At 30.3% G+C, this 14,718-nt stretch carries 10 protein-coding genes; 4 read left to right on the top strand and 6 right to left on the bottom strand.

The genetic code is table 11. The features are described from left to right. Window positions 1–54: 54 nt before the first annotated feature. The 4 genes from BD821_RS02750 to codA form a co-directional block, all read right to left on the bottom strand. Complete coding sequence (locus tag BD821_RS02750; RefSeq protein ID WP_104409206.1) at window positions 55–1,422, bottom strand: sodium-dependent transporter; 1,368 nt, start codon at window positions 1,420–1,422, stop codon at window positions 55–57. 342 nt (window positions 1,423–1,764) lie between these two features. Continuing rightward, window positions 1,765–2,478: a M48 family metallopeptidase gene (locus BD821_RS02745; RefSeq protein ID WP_104409205.1), complete on the bottom strand. Its 714-nt coding sequence runs from the start codon at window positions 2,476–2,478 to the stop codon at window positions 1,765–1,767. Window positions 2,479–2,572: 94 nt separating this feature from the next. Beyond that, entirely contained in the window at window positions 2,573–4,378 is a 1,806-nt protein-coding gene (locus tag BD821_RS02740) for a thioredoxin domain-containing protein (RefSeq protein WP_104409204.1), read from the bottom strand. A gap of 151 nt (window positions 4,379–4,529) precedes the next feature. After that, window positions 4,530–5,792 (bottom strand): cytosine deaminase, encoded by a 1,263-nt coding sequence (gene codA / locus BD821_RS02735; protein ID WP_104409203.1) that lies wholly within the window; start codon window positions 5,790–5,792, stop codon window positions 4,530–4,532. Between the two features lie 254 nt (window positions 5,793–6,046). Between codA and BD821_RS02730 the strand changes: the two genes are divergently transcribed. Continuing rightward, a complete protein-coding gene (locus BD821_RS02730; protein ID WP_104409202.1) occupies window positions 6,047–6,802 on the top strand; it encodes a creatininase in 756 nt (251 codons plus the stop codon). Between the two features lie 27 nt (window positions 6,803–6,829). Further along, window positions 6,830–7,738, top strand: coding sequence for a DMT family transporter (locus tag BD821_RS02725; protein WP_104409201.1), 909 nt, complete (start codon window positions 6,830–6,832; stop codon window positions 7,736–7,738). A gap of 159 nt (window positions 7,739–7,897) precedes the next feature. Here BD821_RS02725 and BD821_RS02720 read toward each other — a convergent pair whose 3' ends face one another. Next, the gene (locus tag BD821_RS02720) at window positions 7,898–9,103 is read right to left on the bottom strand and encodes a PucR family transcriptional regulator (protein WP_104409200.1); all 1,206 of its coding nucleotides are present in this window, start codon (window positions 9,101–9,103) and stop codon (window positions 7,898–7,900) included. A 154-nt stretch (window positions 9,104–9,257) separates the two neighbouring features. On the opposite strand from BD821_RS02720, the gene BD821_RS13625 reads away from it, so the two are divergent. Then, window positions 9,258–9,497 (top strand): DUF6444 domain-containing protein, encoded by a 240-nt coding sequence (locus tag BD821_RS13625; RefSeq protein ID WP_242971447.1) that lies wholly within the window; start codon window positions 9,258–9,260, stop codon window positions 9,495–9,497. Window positions 9,498–10,134: 637 nt separating this feature from the next. Here the strand turns inward: BD821_RS13625 and BD821_RS02710 are convergent. Next, the gene (locus tag BD821_RS02710; protein ID WP_104409199.1) at window positions 10,135–11,748 is read right to left on the bottom strand and encodes a hypothetical protein; all 1,614 of its coding nucleotides are present in this window, start codon (window positions 11,746–11,748) and stop codon (window positions 10,135–10,137) included. Window positions 11,749–12,065: 317 nt separating this feature from the next. Here BD821_RS02710 and adhE point away from each other — a divergent pair, with 317 nt between their 5' ends. Next, a complete protein-coding gene (gene adhE, locus BD821_RS02705) occupies window positions 12,066–14,696 on the top strand; it encodes a bifunctional acetaldehyde-CoA/alcohol dehydrogenase (protein ID WP_104409198.1) in 2,631 nt (876 codons plus the stop codon). Window positions 14,697–14,718 lie beyond the last annotated feature (22 nt).

Below are 14,718 nucleotides of genomic sequence, written 5' to 3'. Positions count from 1 at the left end.
TTAATAATATTTTTTAATTATTATTTTCTTTACACAATCTTTAGCATATTAAAACTAATTTATTATTCCTATGGAATAAAAAAATATTAATAACAAGAATATAGGCGATATATATCTTATAACAAAATAATATAATTTTATTAGTTTTATATTGTTTAACTCACCCTTATTTGAAAGTTCATCTATTATACTCTGCTTTTTGCTATAGTACCCTACAAGTATTATTATTAAAAACCCACCTATAGGCATAAGTATATTAGATGATAAATAATCAAAAATATCAAAAATTCCTTTTCCAAAGATAGTTATCCCGCCCAAAAGCCCTTCACTATCTGCAGATAATGTAGCAAAAATTCCTATACAAATTATAATTAAAGCATTTATTATAACAGCTTTTTTTCTACTCATAGACTTTTCTTCTGTATAGTAGGCAATTAATACTTCTAGCATAGACATCATAGCCGTAGTCGCAGCTATAGAACTTAATACAAAAAATGCCACTAACATAATCTGACCAAAAGGTATCTTTGAAAAAACTAAGGGTATTGTTAAAAATAGTAACCCTGGTCCTGCTTCTGGTTTCAATCCAAAAGAAAATACTGCTGGAAAAATAGCAACTCCTGCTAATATAGAAACTAATGTATCAGATAAAGCTACTTTTAATGAAGTACCTATCATATTATTGTCTTCTCTAAAATAACTACTGTATGTAACCATAGTTCCTACACCAAGAGATAACTTGAAAAAGGAAAGGCCTAATGCCACTAAAAATGCATCTTTAGTAAGCAATGAAAAATCAGGTTTAAACAAAAATTCTAATCCTTTTGATGCACCAGGAAGAGTTAATGCCCTTATATCGCAGATAATTATTAATACAAATAATAAAGGCATAAGGGTTTTAGTGAACTTTTCTATTCCTTCACCTACACCTAGATATATTATTGTAGACACAACTATAACCACAAGAATTTGCCATAAGATGGGTTCTATAGGTCCTACAATAGTATTTTTAAATGCAACATTTACAATATCCCCATTTATATTCTTAAAATCCCCTTTTAAGGACTTAAAAACATAAGAGTATACCCATCCACCTACAGCGCTATAAAAAAACAAAATCAAATAAGCGGTTACTATACCTATAGTGCCCATATGCTGCCATTTAGATTCTCCCTTAATGGTTTTTATAGCCCCCACTATATTTTTCTTTGTTTTCCTTCCAATGTAAAACTCACTTATCATAATAGGTAGTCCAACTAAAAGGATGCAACAAATATAAACTACTAAAAAAGCACCCCCACCATTGCTACCTACTAAATAAGGAAACTTCCATATGTTTCCGAGACCTACTGCCGAACTCAAAGTGGCAAAAAATATTGCCATACCAGATGAAAATGACTCTCTATTATTTAAATCTTTCATTTTTTATCTCCTTTCAGTGCTTTCACCTTATAATTTCATACAAAAAAAGCACCACGTACAAAATGCAGGAATTTTATCCGTGGCACAACCCATCTGACAGTTTTTAAACCTGTATCTTTTAAATATAAGGTTAAATAATTATACTTATTATTTATATATTCTATTAGTAAATTGATAATTATACAAATGAGTTTAATCTTATTTATTTAAATATAAATGTTTACACCATCAATTGTTTGTTTTTTTCTTTAATTATTGATAAAATTCATATTTTAAATTAATAGAGATTTTTTAGCTAATGATTTTCATTTGATGAGTACCAATTTTGAATCAAAAACCTTTTTATAGAGTTAATTTATGACCGTTTATTTTAAGCCACTGCTTCTCTTCTTTGTAACTTGGCATTATAGACTCTACTAAATTCCAAAAATTTTTAGAATGATCTTTATGAACTATATGGCACATTTCATGCAAAATGACATAATCTATAGCCTGTGGCCTTGCCATTACACATCTCCAGTTAAATAGTAATCTATTATCATAGGTACAACTACCCCATCTCTTCTTTTGTTCCTTAACTACTATATCCTTTGGCTTTCTATTAAGGATCTTTTCATATTTTTCTATACTATCTAAGATATAATTTAAGGCTTCCTTTCTATACCAAAGCTCTAAAGCTCTTTCTATATTATCCTTATCTTTTTCCTTAAGTCTTACCACAATATTTTCTGCCTCTATATAGACCACAGACTTTTTCCTTAAATAGTCTCCATATACTATAAGGTTATATTCTCTTCCAAGATATAATAAAGTCTCACCATTAATGAACTCTCTATTTATAGGTTTATAATCTATAATTTTGAAGTTATTTAGATGTTTTAATATCCAATCTCCCTTTTCAGTGAGTCTTTCTACAATATTATATTTAGGTAACCTTATAGGAGCTCTTACTGTTATTTTATCTGGAGGTTCTATACTTATCTCCATAGTCTTTCTCTTGCTGTATATTATTTTATATTCTATCTTTTCATCTTTATATATAAAACTTTCCTTCATGTTCCCCTACCCCTATATAATTTTCTATTTTGGAGCTACCCTATAATAACTGGATACCTAGCTGTTAACTTACAAGACATTAGGCTTTGTGAATTTATCTTAAATTAAAATCACTATATAATAACGCCTCCAAAGTCTTTGCATGGGCTCTAGGTATTTTATTTATTGAATTACCAAATACTTTAAATATGCTTTCTGCTTCTTCTTTTAAATTTATATCTCCTGTAATTTTAAAAAGTCTTAGCATATTCATAGCAGCTACACTATTCCCTGAGGGTATCGCTCCGTCATAAATATCTTTAGGTCTTAATATAAGTTCCTCACTATCCTTACCGTATAGAAATAATCCGCCTTTTTCTTTATCTAAAAATAATTCTATCATCTGTTTGTTTAACTCTAAAGCTTTTTCTACATAAGAATACTCTTTAGTTCCTTCATAAACCTCAATAAGTGCCCAGATAATAAAAGCATAATCATCTAAGTAAGCAAGGTATCGTGATTCACCATCCCTAAATCTTGCAAGGAGTCTTCCATCCTCTCTTTGAAGTTTAGTAAATACAAATTCTAATGCTTTGATAGATGCATCTTTGTACTTTTCTTCATTAAGTATCTTACCAGCCTTTGCAAAAGCTGCAATCATAAGTCCATTCCAAGAAGTCAATATCTTATCATCCTTATGTGGATGAATTCTTTTTTGTCTATAGGCAAAGAGTTTTTCTCTTATATTCTCTAATTTATCCTTTAAATCTGGCTTATCTAAATCCTCTAATTCTTCGCCAATTAAGTTTGGTATATTGCGCCCTTCAAAGTTTCCTTCCCTTTGTATACCGTAATAATTTATAAATAAATTACCTTCTTCCATATCTAAAACTTTGTATATTTCTGTAAAGTCCCATAGATAAAACTTACCTTCAACCCCTTCTGAATCTGCATCTTCTCCACAATAAAATCCACCTTCAGGTGAGGTCATATCTCTTAATATATAGGTAAATATCTTTTCTGCCACTTCTTTATATATATTATCTTTAGTTATTTCATAAGTTTCTATATAAGCCATAGCTAAAAGAGCGTTATCATAAAGCATCTTTTCAAAATGAGGTACTAGCCACTTTTCATCCACAGAATATCTAGAAAATCCAAATCCTATGTGATCAAATATGCCACCTTTATACATGCTCTTTAATGTAATTTCAACCATTTCTAAAGCTCTTTTTTCTCTTGTATCCTTATAATAACTTAAAAGATAAGATAAGTTATGAGGGCTAGGAAACTTAGGTGCCTTACTAAATCCACCAAATACAGCATCAAAAGAATTTAAGAAACTTTGAAATCCTTCATTAAGGATATCTTTTGAAATATTAGAACTCTCATCATAAGTATCCCCATTTAAAGTTTTAACTACCTGATCTGCTGTAGTTAATACATGGTCTTTGTTACTTACCCAAACATTATTTATACTCTCTAAGATTTCTATAAACCCTGTTTGATTATATTTAGAAGTCTTAGGAAAATAAGTACCTGCATAAAAAGGCTTTTTATCTTTAGTTAAAAATAAGTTAAGAGGCCATCCTCCCCCTCCTGTCATAGCCTGACATACTGACATATATACACTATCTATATCCGGTCTTTCTTCTCTGTCAACTTTTATAGACACAAAATAATTGTTCAATATGTTTGCTACTTCTTCATCTTCAAAGGATTCATGAGCCATAACGTGACACCAATGACAAGTGCTATATCCTATACTTAAAAATATAGGTTTATCCTCTGTTCTAGCCTTTTCAAAAGCTTCTTCACTCCATCCGTACCAATCTACAGGATTATAAGCGTGTTGAAGTAAATATGGTGATTTTTCGTTTATTAATCTATTAGCCTTTTTATTTATTCCATCACTTAACATTGTGTAACCCTTCTTTCTATTTTTATTATATATATTAATAAAATTAAATATCTAATATATAGATTTAAACTATTGTTTTATATATTTATTATAACCTAAAAAGCTATTGGATATTATCCAATAGCTTTTTAGGTTACTTATATTAAAATAATTACTTTAATAAAGAAATACTTGTATCAATTATTTCTGGTTCTCTTTTAAATAAGAACTCTCCCTTTCTAACAGAGCAATTAACTCCTACTCTTTCAAGTATTGCATCAAATTCATTTTTTGCATTTAACACTATAAAGTTGGCATCCTTTCCTACTTCTACACCATATTTATCTTGTATATGTAGAGTCTTTGCGCCATTTACTGTAATTAAATCCAATGCATTATTAATCTCTTCAACAGACATCATATGACAAATGTGAATTCCAGCATCTAAAATATTCATTAAGTTTCCGTTTCCTAATGGATACCATGGATCTGAAATTGAATCCTGTGCAAAACAAACATTCATCCCTGCATCATTTAGTTCTTTAACTCTTGTAAGTCCTCTTCTCTTTGGATATGTGTCATACCTTCCTTGCAAATGTATGTTTTCAGTTGGGCATGATATAAAGTTCATTTTTGATAATTTCAAAAGTTTAAATAACTTAAAGGCATATGCATTATTATATGAACCCATAGCACAAGTGTGGCTTGCTGTTGTAAGCTCGCCAATTCCATTCATATAAGATTCTGCAGCTAAAAGCTCAACAAATCTTGATTGTTCATCATCTGTTTCATCACAATGAACATCTATTAATTTATTGTATTTCATAGCAAGCTCTACAGTTTTCTTAACTGACTTTTCTCCCATTTCTCTTGTAAATTCAAAGTGAGGTATAGCACCTACTACATCAGCACCCATCTTTAATGCTTCTTCTACTAATTTATCTCCATCTTTATATGAATACATACCCTCTTGTGGAAATGCTATAATCTGTATATCAACAAGATCCTTTACTTCTTCTTTTAGTTCCATCATTGCTCTTAAACCAGTAAGCTTTGGATCTGTTACATCAACATGGGTTCTAAGATATTGTGTTCCATATAATATCTCTTTTTTAAGAGCTACTCTTGCGCGACCTTTTATTTCCTCTGTTGTCATGTTTCCTTTTGTTTCAGACCATCTTTGAATACCTTCAAAAAGAGTTCCTGTTCCATTGCTTGCACCAGGCATGCGAGCTGTATATACGTAATCTAAATGAATATGTGGATCAACATAAGGCGGAATAACAAGATTTCCTTCTAGGTCGAAGCTTTCTACATCTTTATACTTTGCTGAAATATTTGAACCTATTTCTTTATATACCCCATCTTCAACTAATAAATCAACTAATGTTTCATTTCCTTTTAATCTAGCATTTTTAAATAAAATGGCTTTCATTTAATAATCTCCTTTCAATATTTACTATTTAATTTTTTACTATTAAAATTAGCAATAGGGGAAGTTTAACACGAAAACATAAACTAGTCATTGTACTAAATATACAATAATATTTTAATATCACTGTGCATTAAAAGAACATATTTTTGTAAGTTTCTTTGTATTTTTTGTACATTGTATGTACTATATACACAGAGTATAATAAATATTGCTTTCAAAAGATATTATTAAACATATAAAAAGGAGACGTTATTATGTATGAAAATTTTAAAATGTCAAATATGACTTGGCAGGAATTCGCAAAGAAAAAAGATGATGTGATTATCTTACCAATAGGTGCTACAGAGCAGCATGGCCCTCATTTACCTACTTGTGTAGATGCTGTGCTTGCAGAGGGCTTTGCTTATCGTATAGCTGAAAAAATAAATGGTGTAGTTGCTCCAACCCTTTCTTATGGTTATAAATCAAAACCATTAAGTGGTGGTGGCCCATTATTCCCTGGAACTATTGATTTAAATGGAGCTACATTACAAGCTTTAGTAATGGATATACTTGATGAGTTTGTTCGTGATGGATTTACAAAAATCTTTATTTTAAGTGCCCACTTTGAAAATGAAGCCTTTGTTGTAGAAGCTATGGATTTATGTTCTGCAAAATATGGTGATAAAGTTCAAATTCTTCTTACTAACTGGTGGGATCCAATGTCCCCTCATGTAATTGATGAAGTATTTAATGAAGTACCATTCCCAGGTTGGGCTTTAGAACATGCAGCTGTTACAGAAACTTCACTTATGATGTATTTTGCACCAGAGCTTGTTAGAGAAGATCAAATTTTAGACACAAAGAATGCTAGCCCAGCAACTTACTATAGATACCCTATAGAAAAAGGTATAGTTCCTGAAACTGGTATATTAGCATCCGCTAAATCATCTTCAGCCGAAAAGGGAAAGATAATTGTAGATAATGTTATTCCAAATATTTTAAAAATAATGGATGAAGCTTTTAAATAATTTTATACGGAAAGAAGTAATTATAATATGAAAACAAAAGGAATAATTCTAACAATGCTATCTTCTATTACATTTGGATTTGCATTTACTCTTGGACCTATGACCTATGGCGCTGGGGGAAGTAATCCTGTAACGTTAACCTTTCTTAGGAACTTTTTAAGCTTACCTTTTTTATTGCTTATTATATTGTTTTTAAAGGTTGATTTAAAAGTAACAAAAAAACAGCTTAAAATTTTAGCAATACTAGGGTTTATAGGTAATGCCATAACAACACTTATGTTAAATATGGCTTTTGCTAATATCGATGTAGGCATAGTAACCCCAATACATTTTACTTATCCAATGTTTGTAACACTTGCTTGTGTTATATTCTTCCATGAAAAGTTAAGCAAACAAAAGATAGTAGCATTAATTATAGCTATGTCTGGTATAGGATGCTTTTTCTTTTCAGCTCTTAATTCTGCATCCTTTAATTCTAGTACATTGATTGGATTAGTTTTAGCAGTAGCTTCAGGAATGTTCTATGCATTCTATATTATATTTATGGATAAGAGCGGCTTAAAAAGTGAATCTCCATTTAAAATAACATTTTATGTGGCATTAGCTTCAAGCCTAGGTATGTTTTTATATGGTAATATTACAAATCAGCTTGTTTTATCTACATTAACACCTAAGTCTTGGGCTATATCTACAATATTTGCATTTTTATGTACAGTTGTTGCTTTATCCTTATTGCAAGTTGGCATAAATCATATTGGAGCAAGTGAGGCAGCTGTTATAAGTACATTTGAACCTATAACCAGTGTTATTTTCGGAGCACTCTTATTAGGTGAAAAGATAACATTAATAAAGATTATTGCATGTTTATTAATTTTTGCAGGAGTTTTAATATTGTCTTTTTCCAAGGACAATTCAAAAGAGAAAGCTATAGTATAATATATATTTTCATTCAATTAATTTTATTAAGTAGAAAGGTTCTGTATCAAAATTATATTTTGATACAGAGCCTTTCTACTTTTCACATATTTAAATCCACTACTAATTAACTAGTTTATAAGTATCTATAATTTTTTAAATGCTTATCTTTAGAATATCCTATATATTATTTTTTAAGTTAAGAAATTCATAAATCAATATGCTATTAAAAAGTTCTAGATCCGTCATAGCATCGTCTAAATCTCTTTTTAAAAGATCTTTTATTGTTGATAATCTATAAAGTAAGGTGTTCCTATGAATAAAAAGTTCTTGGGATGTCTTTAATAAATGCCTATTGTTCTTAAAATAACATTTTAAGGTTCCTATTAGATCCATACCGTGTTTTTCATCATATTCTAAAATAGGACCTAAATTTTCATAACAATACTTTTCAATATCCCTAACATCGTCTAATTCAATAAGTAACCTTATAATACCTAATTCTTCATACCTTATAACCTTTGAATCCTTGTTATATATATGTATCATAGATAAGGCTTTAAATGCTTCCTTGTAACTCGTCTTTATTTCTGAATTTGTTCCTCTTATTCGACTAAAACTTAAACTAATTTCAGCATTAGGGTATTTTGCGCTTACAAAATTAAATACAGCTTCAACAGAATCTGATGATTTTTTTACCTCTTCATAATCGTTCGCAAATATTAAGCTTGTCATATGATTAGTACATTCCATAGGTATTAAAGTGTAATTTTCTTCATTTAAACTTTCCCCTAAAGAGTGAATTATATATCTACTTATATCCTCCACATCATTAGAAGTATTAGGTAACCCTTCCATCTTAAATATACAAATATAGTAAAATGGTCTTAATTTTATATTATAAAATTCTGCTAAGGTCTGAATATCTTCATCTTGTTTATTTGGTGATAAAATAAGAGATTCGAGAAAATGTTTTGCATTCTTTGATTCTTCTCTTTTTTGTTCTATCTTAAAAAATATTTCTTGTATAATATCAATTAACTTAACATCCCATGGTATTATAAAAAGAGGTAAATCTTCTTCATTTGCCCTGTCTATGATTATTTTCGGTATACCTCCTCTATCTTTATCATTAATCAAAATCACAATTCCAGAAAGCTTTTTCTCAATACTTTCTTCTAATAACATCAAAAGACTATCATCATCGTCTTCAATACCTGTATAGGTAACAAACAATAATTCTCCTCCATGAAGCCACTGTGAAATAGATTCTGTCATTCTTGCATAAGGCCAAGAAATTTCACGATTTAACCCACCCTCTCCAGCTAATAGCACCGCCTTTGAAAAATGTTTGAGTTGAAATAGGTCTCTGCAGCAAAGAGTCATAAAATCGCTCCTTCTTATTTCTAAAATTAAATAATTTATCTTATAATTCTTATCTAGGATTTTAATATTATCCTCCTATTTAATTACATTAGTATATTTTAGCACTATTTCTGGGTATTATAAAGGATATATTGTAAAAAGTAATTATAAGTTAGTGACACGCAATGAGCGAAGGAAAGTTATTGAAATTTACAATAAAGGGGTCTCTGAGATTATAGGTCTAATTAAAGAACTCTCAAATCAAATAAAAACTTTGGAATCTGAAACAAAGAATCTTTCTAATGAAAATAAAATTTTAAATGAGCGTGTTAAATTGCTGGAAAGTCAAATCAATAAAAATAGTAATAATAGTAGCAAACCACCATCATATGATGGATTAAAAAAAGAAAACTAAGAGTTTAAGAACTAAATTAAATAAAAAACCTGGAGGTTAACAAGGTCATGATGCTAAAACACTAGAATTTAGTGAAACTCCAGATGAAATAATAATGCATGCTGTAGATAAATGTGATATTTATGGATAATCCTTACGGTATGTAACTTCGGAGAAATATATTGTATGTCAAATAGTTGATATTCCAGATATAAAAGTTAAAGTTATTGAGCATAGAGCATAAATCAAAAAATGTCCAAAGTGTATAAGAAAAAACACAGGTAAATTACCTGATAGCATAACTAATGCAGTTCAGTATGGCGAAAAAGTAAAAGCTGTATCTATATTTAAATTTATAATACCTAACAAAAAAATCAGATTTATAGTTGCCATGTTCAATCATTATTACTGTTTTATCTGAAAAATATTTATGAAAAATTGCAATAACAAATTGAACTAATTTCTATTTATGACTTAAGTCGTTGAAATTACTTATGCTGCATATATTATATCTAACTGTGCTTCAAATAGCTCCTCTGGAGTTTTGTATTTCAGTATCCTTCTAGGAAGGGTGTTCATCCAATCTTCTATGAAGTGCATAACAATCCCTCCATCTTCTACTTCTCCATCCTTGTATATTCTTTCTGTGACATTTATATCAAAGTATCAATTCGATAGCTTTAATATTCTCCTTAAGATATTTCATCCAATCAGCCTTAAGCTCACCATATCCTTTTCCGAAATAATCCTCATATGTTAATATATCAAAATCCTCAACTCTTAAATATAAAAGCTTTTCCAACCCATATTCATGTATTAAATAGTTAGTGAAAATTTGATTTAAATGATAATCAATATAATTTCCTTCATCCATTGGCCTTAATGTTTGATTAGCATTGTATCCATCTTTAACAAAAACTGTATCTTCAACAAGTATTTCTAATCCTTTATTTTTTATAACTTTTATTCCATCTATAAGTACTATATTAACAATTTTTATTCGCTCATCTTTATCTTTTATTATCTTATCTAGCTTATTTAAATCTATATCATTTACTTCAAGAACCTCGATAACTTTATCATAATCATAATATATTTCTTTTACTGTGTCTTCTTTTCTTGCCTCTAACAAATCACTTACCATTTCTTCTCCAATGAGTCCAGAATATGCCATATCCAAATAGTTTACTATACCTTCATCTAGCCATTGGGGCATATTATCTATTTGTATACTATTCTTAAAAAAAGAGTCTGTCACTAATATATGACCGAATTCATGTGCTTGGGCGCTTAATCTTTTAAGTTCAATCATTCCTTTTCCCAAAAATGCACCACCTTGTGTCTTTGAGTTATTATCAAAATAATAGTGTATCTTAGGCACATTTTCTATTACAGTACTATAATCATTATAGAAATTAGGAGCGTCTTTTTTTATTCCTTCTTTTATGCCTTTTATACTTGTATCCATCTTAAGTATAAAATCTTCTAGTTCTTCAGCAACATCATATTGTTCATCCATAGTCTGTATATCTATGATAAATCCATTAATATCTTCCTTTGTGTTTAAAGTTAAATATACATTTGAATTTAATTTATTTGCTTCCATTCTATTCATTAGGCTCTCTATACTTCTTTGATAAGATAGGTCTATATTCTTATCCTTTGCCCATTCTTCAATATCTGATATGTCTACTTGATTTTTCAGTAATTCTTCTTTTTTTCCCTTTTTTATTGTATACTCTACTAAATCTATTGATGCAGCTTGTACATTTTCTATTTCCCTTTTAGATGCGAATGGCTCAAAGAATCTTGCTCCAAATAATGAAAAGTCATGTTCTTCATAGTATTCAGGAAACTCTAAAGCTTCCATATCTCCCTTAAATATCTTTGCATAAAGCCCTTCTGAAATCCAATTATCATATATATCATAGGACTTTTTTATAAGTTCCTTTTTAAATTCTTCTGTCTTTATAAAACTACTATTACATTTAATACTTCTTTCCACTTTGGGTATAACATTCTTTTCATCTATATCTATTTCTATATTATATATTGGTGAAAAGCTGTTGATTTTCTGTAAATCCTCCAACAGCATACTATAGATATTTTCTTTGTCCTTCACTGTATTGGAGATCTTTATACTGATATCATTATTTGTATATTCTGTGAAATACTCTGCTTTAGTTTCTAAAAGACTTATTTTTTGACTACATCCATAGGTGAATAATGCAAAAATAAGTATTAGCACAATCAATGATAGCTTTTTTTTCATATTACTTTCTCCTTTTTCAGTCCATAATATTATATAAACATATTACCATAATTCTTATTGATTCACATCTTCTTTTTCAGAATAATAAATGTATTTAAATAGTTTAGAATATTCTATTTAACAATTTAAGTAACCTTTAAAGGAATATAAAAAATAGTAAAAGGACAAAATACACATATATCAAATAATCTTTAAAAATACAAACAAAAAGTTTGACAAAAATTAAACAATCTAATAAAATGAGTTCATAGAGAAGTTTGATAAAAAAATAACAATTGAAAGTTCAAAATTTTTATATGATTCTAGGAGGAATAATTATGTTAGTAACAAACTCAAAGGAATTAACAGAGAGAATTAGGCAGTTAAGAGAAGCCCAAAAGTTATTTGCAACATACACTCAAGAAGAGGTAGATGAAATATTTAGGCAAGCTGCTATGGCCGCAAACAACGCAAGAATTAAACTAGCTAAAATGACTGTAGAAGAGACTGGTATGGGTATCGTTGAAGATAAAGTTATAAAGAACCACTTCGCAGCAGAATATATATACAACAAATATAAAGATATGAAAACCTGTGGGATAATAGAGAAAGATAATACCTTTGGTATTACTAAGGTTGCAGAACCAATCGGAGTTATAGCTGCCATTGTTCCAACTACTAACCCAACCTCCACAGCAATATTTAAAACATTAATAGCCTTAAAAACAAGAAATGCTATAATCATAAGCCCTCATCCAAGAGCAAAAAAGTCTACAATTGAGGCTGCTAAAATAGTTTTAGATGCTGCAGTTAAGGCTGGTGCTCCAGAAGGAATAATAGCATGGATAGATGAACCTTCCGTTGAATTGTCACAAAATGTAATGCGTGAATCAGATATAATCCTAGCTACTGGAGGACCTGCCATGGTTAAATCCGCATATTCATCAGGTAGACCAGCTTTAGGTGTGGGTGCCGGAAATACTCCAGCTATAATTGATGAAACAGCTCACATAAAGATGGCTGTAAACTCAATATTACTTTCTAAAACCTTCGATAATGGTGTAATCTGTGCTTCAGAACAAAGTATAGTTGTTATGGATTCAGTTTATGAAGAAGTAAAAAAAGAGTTAACTCTTAGAGGCGCTTATATATTAAAAGGCGAAGAAGTGGATAAGGTTAGAAAAATAATTTTAAATGATAAAGGTGGATTAAATGCTGATATCGTTGGACAATCAGCCTTTAAAATAGCTGAAATGGCTGGAGTTTCTGTACCAAAGGTGGCTAAGGTTTTGGTTGGAGAAGTAGACTCCGTAGAGCTTGAAGAGCCATTCTCACACGAGAAGTTATCACCAGTGCTTGCAATGTACAAAGTAAAATCGTTTGACGAATCTTTAACAAAGGCTGCTAGACTAGTAGAATTAGGTGGATTCGGTCATACTTCTATACTTTATACGGATCAGGTTAAATCAGAAGATAGAATTATAAAGTTTGGAGCTGCCATGAAAACTGCTAGAACATTAATAAATATGCCCGCATCACAAGGAGCAATTGGAGATATATATAACTTTAAGTTAGCTCCGTCTTTAACACTTGGTTGCGGATCTTGGGGTGGAAACTCTGTTTCAGAAAATGTTGGCCCTAAACACTTAATTAATATAAAAAGTGTTGCTGAGAGGAGAGAAAATATGCTTTGGTTTAGAGTTCCCGAAAAAACTTACTTTAAATATGGATGTTTACCAATAGCTCTACAAGAGCTACATGATTTAAATAAAAAGAAGGTATTTATAGTTACAGATAAAATATTATTCGACTTAGGATATACTCATAAAGTTACTGGTATATTAGATGAAAATAAAATAGACTACAAAATATTCTCAGATGTTGAACCAGACCCAACACTTAAAACTGCAAAAAAAGGTGCTGAAGAAATGTTAAGCTTCAAACCTGATGTGATACTTTCATTAGGTGGAGGCTCACCAATGGATGCTGCTAAAATTATGTGGGTAATGTATGAACACCCAGAGATTAGATTTGAAGATTTAGCTATGAGATTTATGGATATAAGAAAAAGAGTTTACAAATTCCCAGTTATGGGTGAGAAAGCAATGATGGTTTCTGTGCCAACATCAGCAGGAACCGGTTCAGAAGTAACCCCATTTGCAGTTATAACTGATGAAGAGACAGGAATTAAGTATCCATTAGCGGACTATGAATTAACTCCTGATATGGCTATAGTAGATGCAGAACTTATGATGAGTATGCCAAAAGGATTAACCGCTGCTTCAGGAGTAGACGCATTAACACATGCCCTGGAAGCTTATGTATCAGTACTTGCATCAGAATATACTAATGGTATGGCTTTAGAATCCATAAGATTAATATTCAAATACTTACCAGATGCTTATAATGAAGGAGCAACTAATATTAAGGCTAGAGAAAAGATGGCCCACGCTTCCTCCATGGCTGGTATGGCTTTTGCTAATTCATTTTTAGGAGTCTGCCACTCAATGGCACATAAGTTAGGTGCATTCCATCACATACCACATGGCATTGCTAATGCATTACTAATAAACGAAGTAATTAAATTCAATGCTACCGATGCTCCAGTTAAGCAAGCAGCCTTCCCTCAATATAAATATCCAAATGCTGCATGGAGATATGCTAGAGTAGCTGACTATCTAGGTTTAGGTGGAAATACTATAGATGAAAAAGTTCAATTATTAATTAAGGCTATAGATGAGTTAAAGTCTAGGGTTAACATTCCTAAAACCATAGCAGAAGCTGGGGTATCTTCACAAAAGTTCTATGCTACCCTTGACGGCATGGTTGAGCAAGCCTTTGATGACCAGTGTACAGGTGCTAACCCAAGATATCCCCTAATGAGCGAAATTAAGCAAATGTACGTAGATGTATTTGAAGGAATAACATCTGACACTAAAGAATCAAAAAACACAACTAAAAAAAAGTAACATTAAAGTTTAAATAAAAAAG

The sequence above is a fragment of the Clostridium algidicarnis DSM 15099 genome (assembly GCF_002934235.1).
In the GTDB taxonomy this organism is placed as follows: Bacteria; Bacillota; Clostridia; order Clostridiales; family Clostridiaceae; genus Clostridium_L; species Clostridium_L algidicarnis.
The sequence above is the reverse complement of the archived record's forward strand: the minus strand, read 5'-3'. Positions and strand labels throughout refer to the sequence as shown.

Bases quoted from the DNA above. Each gene is read 5' to 3' on its own strand.
- BD821_RS02750 (WP_104409206.1), bottom strand. From the start codon at position 1,422: ATGAAAGATTTAAATAATAGAGAGTCATTTTCATCTGGTATGGCAATA.
- BD821_RS02745 (WP_104409205.1), bottom strand. From the start codon at position 2,478: ATGAAGGAAAGTTTTATATATAAAGATGAAAAGATAGAATATAAAATA.
- BD821_RS02740 (WP_104409204.1), bottom strand. From the start codon at position 4,378: ATGTTAAGTGATGGAATAAATAAAAAGGCTAATAGATTAATAAACGAA.
- codA (WP_104409203.1), bottom strand. From the start codon at position 5,792: ATGAAAGCCATTTTATTTAAAAATGCTAGATTAAAAGGAAATGAAACA.
- BD821_RS02730 (WP_104409202.1), top strand. From the start codon at position 6,047: ATGTATGAAAATTTTAAAATGTCAAATATGACTTGGCAGGAATTCGCA.
- BD821_RS02725 (WP_104409201.1), top strand. From the start codon at position 6,830: ATGAAAACAAAAGGAATAATTCTAACAATGCTATCTTCTATTACATTT.
- BD821_RS02720 (WP_104409200.1), bottom strand. From the start codon at position 9,103: ATGACTCTTTGCTGCAGAGACCTATTTCAACTCAAACATTTTTCAAAG.
- BD821_RS02710 (WP_104409199.1), bottom strand. From the start codon at position 11,748: ATGAAAAAAAAGCTATCATTGATTGTGCTAATACTTATTTTTGCATTA.
- adhE (WP_104409198.1), top strand. From the start codon at position 12,066: ATGTTAGTAACAAACTCAAAGGAATTAACAGAGAGAATTAGGCAGTTA.